This window comes from Streptomyces sp. P13-3-3 (genome assembly GCF_050571355.1).
In the GTDB taxonomy this organism is placed as follows: Bacteria; Actinomycetota; Actinomycetes; order Streptomycetales; family Streptomycetaceae; genus Streptomyces; species Streptomyces althioticus.
This window is the reverse complement of sequence record NZ_CP192228.1, coordinates 3,320,473-3,337,896: the sequence shown is the minus strand read 5'-3', so window position 1 is coordinate 3,337,896 and position 17,424 is coordinate 3,320,473. Positions and strand designations below refer to the sequence as shown.

At 74.8% G+C, this 17,424-nt stretch carries 14 protein-coding genes and 1 pseudogene; 13 read left to right on the top strand and 2 right to left on the bottom strand.

The window, feature by feature from the left end; genetic code table 11:
• Positions 1–11: 11 nt before the first annotated feature.
• Positions 12–1,586, bottom strand: a complete 1,575-nt coding sequence (locus ACQZOG_RS15250; RefSeq protein WP_430741557.1) for a DUF4157 domain-containing protein — start codon at positions 1,584–1,586, stop codon at positions 12–14.
• Between the two features lie 221 nt (positions 1,587–1,807).
• Here ACQZOG_RS15250 and ACQZOG_RS15245 point away from each other — a divergent pair, with 221 nt between their 5' ends.
• The 4 genes from ACQZOG_RS15245 (at position 1,808) to ACQZOG_RS15230 (ending at position 4,548) form a co-directional block, all read left to right on the top strand.
• Positions 1,808–3,400 carry a phage tail sheath subtilisin-like domain-containing protein gene (locus ACQZOG_RS15245; RefSeq protein ID WP_033274778.1) on the top strand — a complete coding sequence of 531 codons (1,593 nt, stop codon included), beginning with the start codon at positions 1,808–1,810 and terminating at the stop codon, positions 3,398–3,400.
• A 61-nt stretch (positions 3,401–3,461) separates the two neighbouring features.
• Positions 3,462–3,905 (top strand): phage tail protein, encoded by a 444-nt coding sequence (locus ACQZOG_RS15240; RefSeq protein ID WP_033274777.1) that lies wholly within the window; start codon positions 3,462–3,464, stop codon positions 3,903–3,905.
• A complete protein-coding gene (locus ACQZOG_RS15235; protein ID WP_058916373.1) occupies positions 3,905–4,393 on the top strand; it encodes a hypothetical protein in 489 nt (162 codons plus the stop codon). Before ACQZOG_RS15240 ends, ACQZOG_RS15235 begins: the two co-directional genes overlap by 1 nt.
• Positions 4,390–4,548, top strand: coding sequence for a DUF6760 family protein (locus ACQZOG_RS15230; RefSeq protein ID WP_167338202.1), 159 nt, complete (start codon positions 4,390–4,392; stop codon positions 4,546–4,548). Before ACQZOG_RS15235 ends, ACQZOG_RS15230 begins: the two co-directional genes overlap by 4 nt.
• An 86-nt stretch (positions 4,549–4,634) precedes the next feature.
• On the opposite strand, the gene ACQZOG_RS15225 is transcribed toward ACQZOG_RS15230, so the two are convergent.
• Positions 4,635–4,772, bottom strand: a complete 138-nt coding sequence (locus tag ACQZOG_RS15225) for a hypothetical protein (RefSeq protein ID WP_351082821.1) — start codon at positions 4,770–4,772, stop codon at positions 4,635–4,637.
• 3,144 nt (positions 4,773–7,916) lie between these two features.
• Here ACQZOG_RS15225 and ACQZOG_RS15220 point away from each other — a divergent pair.
• The 9 genes and pseudogenes from ACQZOG_RS15220 to ACQZOG_RS15180 all read left to right on the top strand — a co-directional run bounded on the left by ACQZOG_RS15220 (position 7,917) and on the right by ACQZOG_RS15180 (position 17,391).
• A complete protein-coding gene (locus ACQZOG_RS15220; RefSeq protein ID WP_024886434.1) occupies positions 7,917–8,342 on the top strand; it encodes a phage tail protein in 426 nt (141 codons plus the stop codon).
• Positions 8,343–8,397: 55 nt separating this feature from the next.
• Positions 8,398–9,132, top strand: coding sequence for a LysM peptidoglycan-binding domain-containing protein (locus ACQZOG_RS15215; protein ID WP_354795445.1), 735 nt, complete (start codon positions 8,398–8,400; stop codon positions 9,130–9,132).
• 3 nt (positions 9,133–9,135) lie between these two features.
• Positions 9,136–11,043: a VgrG-related protein gene (locus ACQZOG_RS15210; protein WP_058916376.1), complete on the top strand. Its 1,908-nt coding sequence runs from the start codon at positions 9,136–9,138 to the stop codon at positions 11,041–11,043.
• Positions 11,043–11,501, top strand: coding sequence for a GPW/gp25 family protein (locus ACQZOG_RS15205; protein ID WP_033276664.1), 459 nt, complete (start codon positions 11,043–11,045; stop codon positions 11,499–11,501). The genes ACQZOG_RS15210 and ACQZOG_RS15205 overlap by 1 nt, the downstream gene beginning before the upstream one ends.
• On the top strand, positions 11,501–13,459 hold the full coding sequence (locus ACQZOG_RS15200) for a putative baseplate assembly protein (protein ID WP_058916377.1): 1,959 nt from the start codon (positions 11,501–11,503) through the stop codon (positions 13,457–13,459). Before ACQZOG_RS15205 ends, ACQZOG_RS15200 begins: the two co-directional genes overlap by 1 nt.
• A pseudogene (locus ACQZOG_RS15195) lies at positions 13,456–13,695 on the top strand (phage tail protein); the annotation flags it as partial. The gene ACQZOG_RS15200 and the pseudogene ACQZOG_RS15195, both read left to right, overlap by 4 nt.
• Before the next feature lie 252 nt (positions 13,696–13,947).
• Complete coding sequence (locus ACQZOG_RS15190) at positions 13,948–14,454, top strand: phage tail protein (protein ID WP_430741880.1); 507 nt, start codon at positions 13,948–13,950, stop codon at positions 14,452–14,454.
• Positions 14,455–15,191: 737 nt separating this feature from the next.
• Entirely contained in the window at positions 15,192–16,322 is a 1,131-nt protein-coding gene (locus ACQZOG_RS15185; RefSeq protein WP_430741556.1) for an NADase-type glycan-binding domain-containing protein, read from the top strand.
• Between the two features lie 52 nt (positions 16,323–16,374).
• A complete protein-coding gene (locus ACQZOG_RS15180) occupies positions 16,375–17,391 on the top strand; it encodes a YIP1 family protein (RefSeq protein ID WP_033276662.1) in 1,017 nt (338 codons plus the stop codon).
• Positions 17,392–17,424: the final 33 nt, after the last annotated feature.

Sequence of the window (17,424 nt, the reverse complement as noted above, 5' to 3'; positions counted from 1 at the left end):
GGGTGCCCGGCTCAGCGCTCCTCCCATTCGGAGGCGGAGTCGTCGGGGTCGTGGGTGACGCGTTCCGTCGACATCTTGCCGTCGATCACCCACTGCTCCGTCAACTCCTTGCCGTTCGCCTCGGCTTTCTGACGGACGGCGTTCACCACCGCTTCGTGTTCCCTCATCCACTCCGGCATCAGCCAGCCCGGGAAGAACTGTCCATGGGCGCCCGCGGCCACCACCTCGTACCCGGTGGCCCGCCCGATGTGTTCGTTGACGGCCTGGAAGGCCCACTCGCAGCAGGCGCAGGCCAGCTTGACCCCGCCCATCATGACCTTCTCCGGAGCCTCGTCCTTCGCTTTCGGATTGCTCAGCCACTTCGCGACATGCTGTCCGAGGACCGTCATCTCACCGTGCTGGGAGGTGTTCGGCTCCGAGGCGCCACCGACCGCGTACCACCGGACCTTCCCGTCCTCCAGGGCCTTTTTCACGGCGACCAGCCCTCCGGCGCCGCTGTGCTCGCCGAGGTAGGAGCCCTCGACCAGCGCGCGGACCTTGGTCTGGTCCCTGCCGGCCCTGCTGCGCTGTGCGTCCTCGGCCCGTGCCACCTCGTCGGAACCGTTGACGAACCGAGCCAGTTCGGCCTCGACGACCTTCTTGTCGTTCTCGGTCACCTTCTTGTCGCCGGTGTTCCCGGCGATCGCGAGGTAGCCGTCCTGTTCCAGGGACACGGCCAGATGGGGCGTGATCTTCTTGGCGCTGCGGACGGGGTTCTTCTTCTTGTCGACGAACTGGCTGTTGGTGGTCTTGATCTTGTCCAGCGCGATGCGGGACATCCGGTCCAGCATGCGCAGGGTGACGTCCCGGTCCTCCTCCGCCGTCGGCTTCGTCTGCCGGAACCCCGGCGCGGCGGCCTCCGCCGTCTCCGGAACGCGCTGGACCCAGGGCGCTCCCGTGTCCACGGCCCGCTGCAGGCCCTGGGCGCCCGCCGTCCCGGCTGCCTCGGAGAGCGCCGGTGGCGCTCCGCTCATCACGCGGCGGGCGTTCTCCTCGGCCTCGCGCTCGAAGCGGTCGCCCGGGTCGCTGACCTTGAGCCCGCCGCCGTGGTCGTGACCGTCGACCGGTCCCTGACGCTGCTGGACGACGTGCGTCAGCTCGTGCGCCAGGGTGTGCTTGTCCAGGCCGTCCCGGCCGACCACCACGTGGCTGCCCGAGGTGTAGGCGCGGGCGCCGATCTCCTCGGCGGACCGCTGGGCCACGGCGTCCGTGTGCAGCCGCACGTCGCCGAAGTCCGCGCCGAGCCGGGCCTCCATCTCCGTCCTCGTAGGCGTGTCCAGGGGGCGGCCGGCGCTGCGCAGCACCTGGTGCACGGCCGACCTCTGCACCGAAGGCCGGTCCTGTCCGGGCTGATGGCCGCAGTTCGCGTCGTGCCGGTGGCGCTCCTCGGCCACGGCCTGCGCCACCGCGGCGTTCCCCGCCGTCCGCTGCAACGCGAGCAGCCGGGCAGCCGTCGTGCCGGCCGGACGGCCGGCCTCCGCACGCGGCTTCGACGGCCGGGCGCCCGGCTTCCGTGCCTGGTTCTGGCTGTCTTCCTGCCCGCGCACGGGCGCTCCCCTCGACGGTGGACACACGTCGGTCCGCAGACTGCCAGGCGGGCGTGGGGCGGGGAATGGCCGTCGGGGCAGCTTCGGGGGCAGACGCGGGACGCCTTGCCCTTACGGGCAGCGGCCGTGCCCCGCACACGGCACTCCCAGCCGTTCCGGCGGGCGCGACGCGCGCGCGAGGGTGCGTACAGACCTGACTCGTACCCCGAGGAGAGCAGAGCATGCCGTCCTACCTGTCGCCGGGCGTCTACGTCGAGGAGGTGGCCAGCGGCTCGCGCCCCATCGAAGGAGTGGGCACCTCGGTGGCGGCCTTCGTCGGCCTCGCACCCACCGGCCCGCTGAACGAGCCGACCCTGGTCACCAACTGGACCCAGTTCGTCGCCGCCTTCGGCGCCTTCACGGACGGGTACTACCTGGCGCACTCCGTCTACGGCTTCTTCAACAACGGCGGCAGCGCGGCCTACGTGGTGCGGGTCGGCGGCGTCGAGGGCGGCGCCGCGGGCGAGGCGTCCGGCACGCCCGCCGAGGTGACGGGCGCGCCCGCGCCGGCCGCCCTGCCCACCGGGACGCCCGCCCAGCTCGGCACCTTCACGGTGACCGCCGTGGCCGCCGGGTCCGGCCCGCTCAGCGTCGAGGTCTCCGACCCCGAGGGCGACGGTCCCGCCGAGCGGTTCCGGCTCACCGTCAAGGACGGCGACCGTCCCGTCGAGACGTTCGACGTCAGCGCCAAGAAGAGCAGCCGCACCTACGTCGTCACGCAGGTGAAGGAGCGCTCCAAGCTCATCACCGTGCAGGAGGCGGCACCCGCCGCGCAGCTCGCCCGTCCCGAGAACCAGACCGTGGCTCTCGCGGCGCCGCCCGCCCCCGCGCCCGCCGTCCCGGCCACCGCCGACGGCGCCGTCCGCCCCGGCCCGGCCGAGTACGTCGGCGACTCCGCCGACCGCACCGGCTTCGGCGGCCTGGAGGCCGTGGACGAGATCTCCATGGTCGCCGTCCCCGACCTGATGGCCGCCTACCAGCGCGGCGACATCGACCTGGAGGCCGTCAAGGCCGTCCAGCTCGGCCTGATCGCGCACTGCGAGCTGATGGGCGACCGGGTCGCCGTCATCGACCCGCCGCCCGGCCTCAACGCCCGCGACATCCGCGTCTGGCGCCAGGAGACCGCCGGCTACGACTCCAAGTACGCGGCGCTGTACTACCCGTGGATCAAGGTGTTCGACCCGGCGAGCGGCCAGAGCCGGACCGTCCCGCCGAGCGGCCACATCGCCGGCGTCTGGGCCCGCAACGACTTCGAGCGCGGCGTGCACAAGGCGCCCGCGAACGAGGTCGTCCGCGGCGCCGTCGACCTGGAGCTGCAGATCACCCGCGGCGAGCAGGACCTGCTCAACCCGATCGGCGTCAACTGCATCCGCGCCTTCCCCGGCCGCGGCATCCGCGTCTGGGGCGCCCGCACCCTGGCCTCCGACCCGGCCTGGCGCTACCTGAACGTCCGCCGGTACTTCAACTACCTGGAGGAGTCGATCCTGATCGGCACCCAGTGGGTGGTGTTCGAGCCCAACGACCACCAGCTGTGGGCCCGGATCCGGCGCAACGTCTCCGCCTTCCTCGTCAACGAGTGGCGCTCCGGCGCCCTGTTCGGCTCCCGGCCGGAGGAGGCCTTCTACGTCAAGTGCGACGAGGAGACCAACCCGCCGGAGTCCGTCGACCTCGGCCGGGTCGTCTGCGAGATCGGCATCGCCCCGGTCAAGCCCGCCGAGTTCGTGATCTTCCGGCTGGCCCAGTTCTCCAGCGGGAGCGGGGAGCTGGAGGAGTAGGGAGACCCCCGCACTCCGCCCTCCCTCCGAACTCCCCCTCTGTGAAGGAAAGTAACGACAGATGAGTCTGCAGCCGGGTGACGCCCTCACCTCACACAACTTCGGCCTTCAGATCGACGGCGTCATGGTCGAGTACCTCGCCGAGGTCAGCGGCCTCAGCATCGAGCAGGACGTGATCGAGTACCAGCAGGTCTCCGCCCAGGGCAAGCCCGTCACCAAGAAGATGCCGGGCGTGAAGAAGGCCGGCACCTGCACGGTCGTGCGCGGCATGACCCAGTCCCCCGCGTTCAACGAGTGGATCAACGAGTCGGTCAACGGCGCGATGGGCACCGCCCGCAAGAACGCGACCATCATGGTGATGGACTACCAGAACAATCCGGTCAAGCGGTACAACATGCGCAACGCCTGGTGCAGCAAGATCGACACCAGCACCGTGAAGGCCGGAGAGGCCTCCGCGCTGACCGAGACGGTGACCATCACGTTCGAAGAACTGGTCATCGAGTAATGCGACGCACCACCGCCGCCCGGCCGGGAGCCCTCCCGGCCGGCCCGGGCTCCGCGGAGGCGGCTCCGGCCGCCGCCGCGGAGCCCGAGGAGGCCACGGCCGGCTCCGCCTCGGGGGCGCTGCGCACCGAGTTCCCCTTCGAACTGCCGCGCGGCTACGTCGACGAGAACGGCACCGTCCACAAGCACGGGACGATGCGGCTCGCGACCGCCCGGGACGAACTGGTCCCGCTGCGCGACGTCCGGGTGCAGGAGAACCCCGCCTACCTGTCGGTGGTGCTGCTCGGCCGGGTCATCACCCGGCTGGGGACGCTCACGATGGTGCACGACGGGGTCGTGGAGAACATGTTCGCCTCCGACCTCGCCTTCCTGCAGGACTTCTACCGGCAGGTCAACGCCGAGGGCCACACCCGCGCCGGCGTGACCTGCCCCCACTGCGAGCAGCCGTTCGAGGTCGAACTCGGCGGGAGCCGCCTGGGGGAATCGTGACGTACGCGACCGACCGGCTGCACGAGGAGATCGCGTACATCGCCTACCACTTCCACTGGAGCCTGGAGGACATCCTGGACCTCGAACACGGTGACCGCCGCCGGTACACGGAGCAGATCACCGCGCTCGTCACGCGCGCGTCGGCGGAAGGCTGACGCGGCATGGGACTCCTCGACCGCCTGCGGCGGAAGGGCGGCGCGCCCGCGGCCCCCGCGGACGACGTCCGCACCCCGGCGGCTCCTCAGGCGCCCGTGCGTACGGCCGCGTGGCCCGCGCTGCCGCCGATCCAGCGGGCGACGTCACGGCCGTCGTGGCCGGTCGCCGACGCCGGGTTCGGCGGCGGGCTGAGCACCTGGCAGAACCCGACCTTCGCGGGCACGCTCTCCCACGCCGTCCTGGACGGCGCGCCCGGAGGGCTGGTCGAGGGTGTCCTCACCGCGTCGGCGCGGCCGTCCGGAGGGCTGGAACTGCCCACGCTCGACCTGCCGGTGGCGAGGCCCGCGGAGGAGGCCGGTGGCCCGACGGGGGGTGAGGAGGCTCCGGCGGTGCAGCGCGCGGCGGTTCCCCTCAGGGTGACGTCCTCCCCCTCTCCCGCGCGGCGTTCCGCGTCCCTGACCGAAGCGAGGGGATCCGCGGCGGCGCCTGTGCAGCGGAGGGCGCTGCCGGTCGCGGTGGTGCCGGTCCGGACAGCTCCGGTCGAGACCGTGCCGGTCCGGACGGCTCCGGTCGAGACCGTGCCGGTCCGGACGGCTCCGGTCAAGACGGCGCCGGTCGAGACGGCTCCGGTGGGGACGCGGGGCTCCGGTTCGGGTCCCGTAGGCGGTGGCCCGGCGGGCTCCGGGGGAAGCGGTGGTACGCCGTCCGCGCCGCGTCGACGGCCCCTGCTCGAGGCGCCGTTGACGGCTCCGCCCTCGGAAGCGGGGGCGGGAGCGGGAGCGTCCGAGCCGCGCGCGGCGGGTCCGGGAGGCCTGCCGGCGCCCTCCCCGTCGTCCGTTCCCGTCGCCCGCTCGACGGCTTCGGCTTCCTCGGCCGCCTCTGTCTCCCCGCCCTCGTCGGTTCCGCCGGTCGCCGGTGCGGACTCGGGCTCTTCCGTCGCCGGGGACGCTCCGGTGACGTCCGTCCAGCGGGAGTCCGGCAGCGCATCCGTACGTCAGCGGGCCGTCCCGCAGGCGTCGGAGGGAACGGCCCAGGCACCGGCACCCGTTCCCGTCGGCGCGGCGCCTCCGGTACGGCCCCTGACGCCGACCCGTGCGCTGGCCCCCTCCGCGCCGTCCGCGCTGTCGCCTGCGGCCCCGCACCTTCGTCCCGCGCCCGCGGCCGTACCTCTGCGGCGGACCGCGCCCGCCGTGCAGCGACGGGCGGCCCGGTCCGGCGGGGGCGCTCCGGCCGCGCGGACGCCCGAGTCCTCCGGTCCGTCCGGCGGCCCAGGGAGCGCTTCACCCGTGCCCACGGGTCCTGAGGCGCCGGTGCCTTCGGCACGCCCTTCGGTCACGCAAGGGGCGCCGGTCACGCAAGGGGCGCCGGTCGCGCCGGTCGCGCCGGCCGAGGCTCCGGCGGTGCGGCGCGCGACGGTGGGGCAGCCTGACGGCTCGGGAGAGGCAGCGGGCGACGGGGACGGCATACCCGCGCCGGCCGCTGCTCCCGTGGCCACGGTCCAGCGCCTTTCCCGGCCCGGCTCCTCGGTGCCCGTCGCACCCCTGCGGCGGCTCCCTGCCGCGCCGCCGCCTCGGGCCGCCGACGTCCCCGTGGCTCCGGCCACGCCGACGCCCTCGGTCCGGCCCGCGACCGACGCCCCGCCCCGGCCCGCCTCGGTCTCCGCACCTGAGGCGCGCGCCGTCCGGCGGACGGGTGCGCCGGGCACCCCGCCCCAGGCCGCCACGCCAACGGTGGCCGGGGCGCCTGCCGTTCAGCGAACCAGCACGTCGGGCCCGGCTGCCTCCACCGCGACCCCGCCGCGGGCCGTCGCCGTCCCCGTGGCTCCGGCTACGCCTGCCGTCCAGCGGACCAGCGCCCCGGTCACGGCACCGGCCACCTCCACCACGACTTCGCCCCGCGGCGCCATGCCACCGGCGTCCGCGGCAGCGCCCGTTCGGCGGGGCGGCGCACCGGCCCCGGCTCCCTCCACCGCGACCCCGGCTCCCTCCACCACGACCCCGCCCCGAACCACCACGCCACCGGCATCCCGGACGCCTGCCGTCCAGCGGGCCACCGCACCGGACACGGCACCGTCCGCCCCCACAACGGCCCGGACCGCCACGCCACCCGCATCCCCGACGCCTGCCGTCCAGCGGACCAGCGCCCCGGACTCGACGCCGTCCACCACCGCTGCTTCGCCCCGGACGGCAACGCCACCCACTCCCGAGACACCCCCCGTCCGGCCGACCGGCGCACCGGCCCCGGCTCCCTCCACCACGACCCCGCCCCGAACCACCACACCACCGGCATCCCGGACGCCTGCCGTCCAGCGCACCAGCACGCCCGACACGGCCCCGCCCCGCACCCCCGCCCCCGGCGCCGCACCCCGAGCCACCTCGCCGGCCGCACCCGAGACGCCTGCCGTCCGCAGAGCCGGCACGCCGGGCGTGACCGACGTCCCGGTCCGCCCCCTCGCGGTCCCCGCACCCGACGCGGCACCCGTCCAGCGGGCCACCGCCCCGAACTCGGCACCCACCTCCACGGCCCTACCTGCACCCAACGTGGGCAAGCCGGCCACGCCCGCCGCTCCCCTCAACTCCCCCGTGCCGCACCGCCGTACCCCCTCCGGGGATGCGCCGACGCCCGCGCGTGGCCGTACCGTGCTGCCTCCGCTCGGGTCCACCTCCGTCGCCGTACCGAGGCCGGCCCGTACCGTCCCGTCGCCCGCCGCGCCCGTCTCCGCGCCCGCCCCTGTCGGGCCTCCCATCCAGCGGCTCGCGGCAGGGCGCCCGACGCCTCCGGCAGCACCGTCCACGCCCGACACCCCGGCCGCCGAGAGCCGTACCGCCTCACCCTCACCCTCCCCGTCGCGGCCCTCCCGCGACGGGGCGGCGGGCACTCCCGTACAGCCCCTCACGCGACCCGACGCGCCCACCGCGCGCACCGGCCTCGGTGCTCCCCTTCGACGCGGCACCGCACCCGTCACGCCCGCGCCCACCTCTCCGTCGGCGCCCGCGCGCCCGGCGAGCACGCACTCCTTCCCCGTACAGCGCGCCACCCCGGCGGCGCCCCCGCCACCCCCCTCGCCCACCACACCGCCCCCGCCGTACGACCCGGGCCCGCCCCCGCCGTACGACCCGGGCCCGCCCCCTCCGTACAGCGCCCACGATCCGCACCCGGGGCCGGGCGGCCCGCCGGGGGCGCCCCCCTTCGACCCCCGGGCCCTGACCGACGGCCAGCTCGACGAGCTGACGCACCGGCTGGTCGGCCCGCTCACCCGGATCCTGCGGACCGAACTGCGCATGGACCGCGAACGCATCGGCCGCCTCCGCGACCCACGCGCCTGACCTGAACCACCCGCCCGACGACGCCCCCGAAAGGCCCCGCGATGCCCAGCGATCTCGATCCGGGATCCACGATCTTCTTCACCCTCACCATCGACGGCGAGAGCCTCGGCGCCTTCAACGGCTGTGAGGGGCTCGCGTCGACGGTCGAGGTGGAGCAGTACCAGGAGGGCGGCAACAACGGCTTCGTGTGGCAGCTGCCCACCCGCGTCACCTTCTCCACGATCCGGCTGACCCGCCCGCTGACCCCGGACACGTCGAAGGTCGCCGCGTGGATCTCGTCCGTGACGACCGGCGTCACCCGCCCCACCGCCCAGATCTCGGCCCTGCGCGCGGACGGGTCCGAGGTGGCCCGCTGGGGGCTGATCGACGTGCTGCCGGTGAGCTGGCAGGGCCCGTCCCTGGACCCCGCGAACCCGGGCGTGGCCACGGAGGTCCTGGAGATCGCCCACCACGGCTTCACCGACTGACCCACGCCCCGCACCACAGCACGACCGGAACGACACCAGGACGGAGACGAAGGACATGGCAGGCAAGGGAGGCAAGGGCTCCACGGGCGGCGCGGGCAAGAGCCTGGTGCGCGCCACGCTCGCCATCCACGAGCCCCCCATCGGCGACAGCACCACACCGGGCGGTCTGATCAGGACCTTCGACTTCGACTTCAACCCGGCGCAGCTGACCCTGACGCGCCGCGCCCAGTGGAAGAGCACCCCGTCCGCCGCCCTGCGCGACGGCCCGCTGCCGGAGTTCATGGGCGCCGAGGGGCGCAGCCTCTCGATGGAGATCTTCCTCGACTCCTCCGGCGACCCGGGCGACAGCAGCGTGCTGAAGAAGGTCGAGGCGCTGTTCTCCTGCTGCGAGGTGACCGCGAAGTCGATCGCCGCGGACCAGCCGTCGACGCCGTGGGTGGTGTTCGAATGGGGGTCGTTCTCGACGGCGCGGTTCACGGCGTACATCGGGAGCGTGCAGGCGACCTACACGCTGTTCGGGACGACGGGGGTGCCGATCCGGGCGGCCTGCCAGGTGGAGCTGAACGAGATCCCCGGACGGACCAAGGGCCAGAACCCGACGTCGGGCGCGCTGACCGCGCGGCGCGTGCACCGGGTCGTCGCGGGCGACACGCTCCAGTCGCTGGCCTGGCGGGAGTACGGCGACGCGGCGGCCTGGCGGGCGATCGCCGAGGCCAACGACATCGACGACCCGTCCCGGCTGCCCAACGGCACCGAACTGATCCTTCCGGCGGCCGGGGAGGTCGCGTAACCGATGGTCAAGCCCTCCTTCTCCAACATCGTCGACGTCACCTTCGACGGGAAGCCCGTCCCGCCCTACTTCGCCCCGCTGCTGGTCGGCGGCTGGGTCGACCTGGGCGCCGGCGTGCCCGGCGCGTTCCGGGTGACGTTCCGCGACGCGCACGGCCTGGTGCTCGGCAAGCTCGGCATCACGTTCGGCACCGAGGTGGTGATCGCGCCCGTCGCGCACGGCAAGGGCGCCGGCGACCCGCTGCTGACCGGCGAGGTCACCGGCATGGAGACCGACTACGACGGCACCGGCACCTTCACCGTGATCCGTGGCTACGACCGCGGGCACCGCATGATGCGCCGCCGCCGCGTCGCCGCCTACCGCAACCAGACCGCGTCCGACATCGCCCGCACGCTCGCCGCGCAGGACGGCCTGACACTCGGCACCGTCCAGGGCACCCGGACGGTCTACGAGTTCATCAGCCAGGCCAACGTCACCGACTGGGACTTCCTGTCCCGGCTCGCCGACGAGAACGACCGGGTGATGTCCCTGGACGCCGAGGGCCGCTTCCAGTTCACCGGCCCCGACCCCGCGTCAGGCGCGCCGCCCACCAGCACCCCGGGCGAGAAGAGCCCGTACGTCCTCCAGGCCGGCACCGACGTGCTGCGCTGCCGGGCCGCGGTGACCGCCGCCGACCAGTTCGGGCGGGTCGAGGCCCGCGGCTGGGACGTCGTCGCGAAGAAGGAACTGACCGCGACCGCGCCGACCACCGCCCACCCCGGCATCGACATCGGCACCACCCCGCAGAAGGCCGCCTCCGCCTTCGGGACCGTCACCCTCGTCGAGACGGAGAAGCCCTACGACCGGCAGAACGAGGTGAAGTACGCCGCCGACTCGCTCGCCGACGACGTCACCTCCTCCTTCGCCGAGCTGGAGGTCGTCGTGCGCGGCAACCCCAAGCTGCGGCCCGGCGTGCCGGTCACCCTCACCGACGTCGGCGCGCCCTTCGAGGGCAAGTACACGGTGACGTCCGCCCGGCACGTGTTCGGCGACGGCAAGCACTACGAAACCTGGATCACCGTCAGCGGACGCCAGTGGCGTTCCCTGTTCGGGCTCACCTCCGGCGGCGGGGGCAGCGGCGCCGCTGCCGCGCCCCGGCTGCCCGGCGTCGCCAACGCGCTGGTCACCGACGTGCAGGACCCGCTGAAGCAGGGCCGCGTGAAGCTGAAGTTCCCGTGGCTGGACGACACCTACGTCTCCGACTGGACGCGGACCGTGCAGCTCGGCGGGAAGCGCGGCGGGAGCGTCTTCCCGCTCGACGTGGGCGACGAGGTGCTGGTGGCGTTCGACCGGGGCGCCCTGGACCACCCGTTCGTCGTCGGCGGGCTCTACAACGGCGTGGACAAGCCGTCCCCGGTGCGGGACGTGCCGCTGCACGACACCGTGAAGCGGCGGGCGGTCCGGCACACCCTGTCCGACCGCGACGCCAACCGCGTCGACCTGCTCAGCCAGACCAACGGCGCCCGCAAGCAGGGCGTCCGGATCGTCTCCGGCGACGACAAACTGGTCATCAACCTCGACCGCACCAAGACGGAGATCACCGTCGACAGCGAGGGCGCCGTCGTCATCAAGGGCGGCCGGTCCGTGTCCGTCGAAGCCGGAACCGACCTCACCCTCGACGGCAAGCGGTCGGTCACCATCAAGAGCGGCGGCCCCCTCACCCTCCAGGGGCGCGGCATGGTCACCCTCAGCTCCTCCGTCGGCGCGGTGAACGTGGACGCCAAGGGCGCCCTGTCGCTGAAGGCCGCGGGCCTCGCCAGCCTCGCCGCGATGGGCAGCGTGCAGATCAACGCGGCGGCGAGCGTGGGCATCCGCGCGGCCACCGTGCCGATCACGGGGCTGCTCACCGCCAACGGAAAGCCGGTGATCTGATGGCCGAGCAGTTCGTCGGCTCCGGCTGGGCGTTCCCGATGCGCATCGGACCCACCGGCGGCATCGCCCTGGTCAGCGGCGAGAAGGAGATCGAGGAGGCCATCCGGCTCGTCCTGGCCACCGCGCCGGGCGAGCGGCCGATGCGCCCCGAGTTCGGCTGCGCCATCCACGAACTGGTCTTCGCCCCGGTCAACGAGGCCACCGCCGGCCGCATCCAGCACGAGGTGTACACGAGCCTCGACCGCTGGGAGCCGCGCATCGAGGTCGAGGAGGTCCAGGTCACCGCCGGCCCCGGCGAGGGCGTGCTCCACATCGACGTCCGCTACTCGATCCGCGGCACCAACAACCCGCGCAGCCTCGTCTTCCCCTTCTACGTCATCCCCTCCCACGACGAGCCCGGCACGAGCGGCACGGCCGGTGCGGGCGAGTCCGGCCCCCACCCCGAAAGCGACCGCTGATGGCCCTTCCCTCCCCCAACCTCGACGACCGCCGCTTCCAGCAGTTCGTCGACGACGCCAAGCGCTACATCCAGCAGCGCGCCCCGGAGTGGACCGACCACAACGTCTCCGACCCGGGGATCACCCTGATCGAGGCGGTCGCCCACATGGCCGACCAAGTCGTGTACCGCCTCAACCGGGTGCCCGAGAAGAACCACCTGGCCTTCCTCGACCTGGTCGGCATCACCCGGTTCCCGCCCACCGCCGCCCGCACCGACGTCACCTTCTGGCTGTCCGCGCCGCAGGACGACCCGGTGGTGGTGCCCGAGGGCACCGAGACCGCCACCACCCGCACCGAGCGGGACGAGGCCGTCGTCTTCGCCACCGAACGCGACCTGGCCCTCGTGCCCTGCTCGCTGCGCAGGATCGCCGCGCAGCAGCAGGGTGAGCCGGTCGCCGACCGCACCGACGACCTCGCCGAGGGCAAGGACGTCCTCTGCTTCTCCGAGGCGCCCACACCCGGCGACTGCATGCTGTTCGGGCTGAGCGCCGCCGTCCCGCACTGCGCCGTCGCCCTGGAGCTGGACAGCCGCGTCGACGGCGTCGGCGTCGACCCGCGCCAGCCGCCGCTGGTGTGGGAGGCGTGGACGGAGGACGGCTGGGCCGAGTGCGAGGTCGAACGCGACGTCACCGGCGGCCTCAACCGGCCCGGCGAGGTCGTCCTGCACGTCCCCGGCGGACACGTGCTGTCCCGCAACGGCGGTCACGAGGGCGGCTGGCTGCGCTGCCGCGTCACCGAACCCCTCCCCGGCCAGCCCTTCTACACGACCTCCCCGTCCGTCCGGGCCGCCGAGGCGTACACCCTGGGCGGCACCACCTCGGCCGTGCACGCCGAGACCGTCCGCGACGAGGCGCTCGGCGAGTCCACCGGCCTGCCCGGACAGCGGCTGCGCCTCGCGCACGCGCCCGTCGTCGGCGACACCCCTCCTGTCCTGCTCCAGACCGCCGAGCACGGCGGCTGGACCGACTGGGAGGTCGTCCCCCACTTCGCCGGCTCCCGCCCGCACGACCGGCACGTCACCCTCGACGCCACCACCGGCGAGATCGCCTTCGGCCCGGCCGTCCGCGAACCCGACGGCACCCTGCGCCAGTACGGCGCCGTTCCCCCGAAGGGCGCCGTGATCCGCGCCCTGCGCTACCGCACCGGCGGCGGCAGGGCCGGCAACGTCGCCCGCGGCGCCGTCCGCGTCCTGCGCCGCTCCGTGCCGTACGTCGCCGAGGTCGTCAACCGGGAGGCCGCGCGTGGCGGCGTCGACGGCGAGACCGTCGAGGAGGCGAAGCGGCGCGCGCCCATCACGCTGCGCGCCCAGGAACGCGCCGTCACCCTGCGCGACTACGAGGAACTCGCCCGCCGTGCCGCCCCCGACACCGCCCGCATCACCTGCCTGGAGGGCGACGAGAGCGAACACGGCGCCTACGCGGTCCGGGTCCTCGTGGTCCCCCAGGCCGTGCCCGACCCGGGCGGGCGGCTCCGCTTCGAGCAGCTCGTCCCCGGCGACGCGCTGCTCTCCCGCATCACCCGCCACCTCGACGAACGCCGCCTGATCGGCACGCGGCTCGCCGTCGGCCCGCCGTACTACCAGGGCGTCACCGTCGTCGCGACCGTGCACGCCTTCCGCGGCGCCGACACCGACCGGGTCCGCCGCCAGGCGCACGACGCCCTCTACCGGCACCTCGACCCGCTCACCGGCGGCGCCGACGGCACCGGCTGGCCCTTCGGCCGTCCCGTCCAGGCGGGCGAGATCTTCGCCGTGCTCCAGCGCGTGCCCGGCGTCGAACTCGTCGACCAGGTGCTGCTGCACCCCGCCGACCCGATCACCGGCAAACGCGGCGAGGCCACCGACCGCATCGACCTGTCCGCCCCGTCCCTGGTGTTCTCCTTCGACCACCGGGTCCGCGTGATCGGGGACGGCGCATGAGGGGCTCCGTCGACGGGCTGGGCTCGTCGGCGCCGATCGGCGCGATGCTGCCCGCGATCTTCGCGGACGACGACCTGGCCCAGCGGTTCGTCGCCGGTCTCGACGAGGTCCTCGCACCGTTCCTGGTCGTCCTCGACAACCTCGACTCCTACTTCGACCCGGCGCTCGCCCCACTGGACTTCACCCGCTGGCTGGCCGACTGGGTGGGGGCGGAGACGGAGGGCATCGAGACGGAGGGGGCCGGGACCGACGGCGTCGGTCCGGGCGGCACTTCCGGTGCCGGGCCTTACGTCGGCCCGGCGGGCGCTTCCGGTGCCGGCCCCGGCACGGGCCCGGCCCTCGCCGGGACCGACGGCGTCCGTCCCGGAGGCGTCCCGGGCGTCGGTCCGGCGGACGCGGGAACGGCCGACGCCGGCCATGCGGGCGGCGGGGTCGGCGGCGTCGGACCTGGCGCCGATCCTGCGGGCGCCTCCGGTGCGGGCTCCGGCGTGGGTCCTGCCCTCGCCGAGAGCAACGGCGTCCGCCCCGGCGTCGGCCGGGCGGGCGTCGAAGCGGACGGCGTCGGGCCCGGCGGCGGTCCGGTGAGCGGCGGCGGTATCGCCTCCGGCACCGGACCGGTGAGCCGCGGGACGGCCGACGCCGGCCGCGCGGGCGCCCTCCCGGCGGAGCTGCGCCTGCGGGCCGCCGTCGCCGCCGCCGCCCGCCTGCACCGCGTGCGCGGCACCCGGCGCGGCCTGTCCGAGGCCGTACGCCTGGTCTTCGGCGTACCGCCCGAGATCCGGGAGAGCGGCGCCGCCGCCTGGCACGCCCGCCCGCTCGGCCCGGTCCCCGGCGACCGCCGCCCCCACCTGCACGTCACCCTCCGGCTGCCCGACCCGACGCCGGCCGACCACCACCGGCTGGACACCCTCGTCGCGGCCGCCCGCCCCGCCCACATGCCGTACACGGTCGAGGTCGTCGCCTCGGCCGTCGTCGAAAGGACCACCGACAGATGACCAGCCCGTCCTCCGGCCCGGGCGGCCGGACCGCCTCCCGCTGCGCCGACTGCGGCACCCCGGCGGAACCCGGCCAGTCCTTCTGCGACTCCTGCGGAGCGGTGCTGGGGTGGGCCGACGGGAGCGGCCGCGCGGGCCGCGCCGAACGGGCCCGTACGGAGCCCGCGGCCCCGGCCTCGGCGGCCGGAGCTTCCGGTGGTGCCGGGGGCGGCGGGGGCTACGGTGCCGCCGGGTCGGCCGGCGCCTCCGGCACCACCGGGTCGGGCAGTGCGGCCGACGCTTCCGGTGGCTCCTCTGCCGCCGGGGCCCACGGTGACGCCCGGCCGGGCGGATCGGCGGGCGTTTCCGGTGCGGCCGGGGCCGGCACGGCCGGTGCTGCCGGTGGCTCCGCCGGCGCCGGGGGCCACGGTGACGCCGGGTCGACCGGAGCGGCCAGAGCGGCCGCGTCGGCCAGTGCCGCCGGAGCGACCGGTGGCTCCGGTACCGCCGGGGCCTACGGTGACGCCCGGCCGGGCGGATCGACGGGCGCCTCCGGTGCCGCCAGGGCCGGCACGGCCGGTGCTGCCGGTGGCTCCGCCGGCGCCGGGAGCCACGGCGCCGCCGGGTCAGCCGGAGCGGCCGGAGCGGCCGGAACTTCCAGTGGCTTCGCCACCGCCGGGGTCCACGGTTCGGCCGGGTCGGCCGGCGCCTCCGGTGACGCCGGCGCCGTCCCGGCCGGTGACGGCAGTGCGGCCGGCATGGACGGCGCAGCCGGTACAGGCGGCCCGGCCGGGGCGGGCCGTACGGGCGGCGTGGCGTCCGCCGCAGCGAGTGACCGGGGCCGGGACCGGGCCCCGACCACCGTCCCCCCGGACGACCGGGACCAGCTCACCGATGCCGAGGACGACACCGAACCCCTGCCCGCCGTGCAGTCGGCGACCACCCAGCCGCCCCGCGACCGGCAGGATGCCGACGCCGACGCGTCCGAACGCGAACGCGAACGCGCCCGCTCGCTCCTCGTCCCCGTCGCCGACAGCGAGCCGCGCGAGAGGCCCGAGGACCCCGACGTGGCCCCGGTGCTGCCCGGCCGCACGGCCGCCCGCCGCCCCGAGGTCCGCGCCGTGGGACCGCAGTTCGACGCGGAGGGCGGTGTCCCGTGTCCCTGGTGCTCCACCCCCAATCGCCCCGAACGGCACTTCTGCGCACGCTGCGCCATGTCGATGACGCGCGGCGAGGACGCCCCGCAGCGTCTCCCGTGGTGGCGCCGCATGTTCGCGGACCGCACCGCGGAGCCGGCGTGGGCGGGCGAACGGCCGCGTCTGCGGCGGGGGTTCGGCCGGGTGTGGAACTGGGTGGTCGGCGCCGTGGTGATCGGCCTCGTCGTCGCCCTGGTGATGAACCTGGGCACGATGATCCAGGCCACCCGCGACCACTTCGCCAAGCGCGCCCCGGTCGGCCCGTCCGCCGTGAAGGCGTCCCGGTCGTACACCGGGCACGGCGCGGGGCTCGCCTTCGACAAGCTGAACAACACCTGGTGGGGCCCCGGCATCGACCAGGCCGCCGAGGGCGAGTGGCTGGAGGTCACCTTCGACCAGCCGACCCGGCTGCTGGACCTGGTGATCACCCCCGGCACCTCGCCCCGCGCGGACCAGCTCTCGGAGTCGGCCCTTCCGCGCCGTATCGACGCGCAGATCACCCTCGCCGACGGCGAGAAGATCACCAGGACCCTCACCCTGGACCAGAGCGCGGGCGGCCAGCGCCGTGCGTTCCGGGTCGGCGAGGTGACGGCCGTGCGCTTCGTCCTGCGGTCGGCCTACGACGCGGGCCCGAAGAAGCAGGTGGCGATCGCCGAGATCGAGTTCTTCGGCCCGTCCCACAACAACTCCTGATCAGCCGCCCGGACCTGCCCCCCGGGGCGGGTCCGGGTACTCCCCTTAGGGGATGTCACAGCTCGGCAGCAATGCCCGTCCACGTGGCCGGGGCCCGGCACACGGCCGCCCGGGAACAGGTACGTTCGAGGACGTGGCTGGATTCAGGATCGGACGCGGACGGAACAACGACGGTGCGCCTCAGGGGCGCCCGCCCCACCCCCCGCACGGGCGGCAGACGCCGCAGGCGCCGTCGTACGGCTACCCGCAGGCACCGCAGCCGCCCGCCTACGGGCAGGGCGCGGGCGGCGGGAGCCCCTGGCCGCAGCCGCACGCCGGTCACGGCGGCCCGGGCGGCTACGGCGGGCGCGGGGGCCACGGCGGTCACGGCGAGCCCGAGTACTTCGGTGACGGCGGCTACCCCGCCGGACCCCAGGGCGTCCCGCACGACCCGTACGCGGCCAACAACCCCGGTCACACGCAGGCGTTCTCCATCGACGACCCGTACCACCAGGACGACGCCTACCAGCCGCCCGCCGGCCCCGTCGGCCCGCGGCTGCACTGGAAGGCCCTGCTGAAGGGCATCGTCCTGTCCCCGCAGCAGACGTTCCTGCAGATGCGCGACTACACGATGTGGGGCCCCGCCCTCGTCGTGACGTTCCTCTACGGCCTGCTCGCCGTCTTCGGCTTCGACGGCGCCCGCGAGGACGCCATCAACGCGACGCTGTCCAACGCCATCCCGATCGTGCTGACGACGTCCGTGGCGATGGTGATCAGCGCGTTCGTCCTCGGCATGGTCACCCACACGCTGGCCCGCCAGCTCGGCGGCAACGGCGCCTGGCAGCCCACGGTCGGCCTGTCCATGCTGATCATGTCTCTCAGCGACGCCCCGCGCCTGGTCTTCGCCATGTTCGCGGGCGGCGACGCGATGTTCGTCCAGCTCCTCGGCTGGGCCACGTGGGTGGCGGGCGGCGCCCTGCTCACCCTGATGGTGAGCCGCTCCCACGACCTCCCCTGGCCGAAGGCCCTGGGCGCGTCGTCCATCCAGCTGATCGCGCTGCTGTCGATCGTGAAGCTCGGCACGTTCTGACGGACGCGCCGGCGTGAAGGGCTCCCCGCGGGG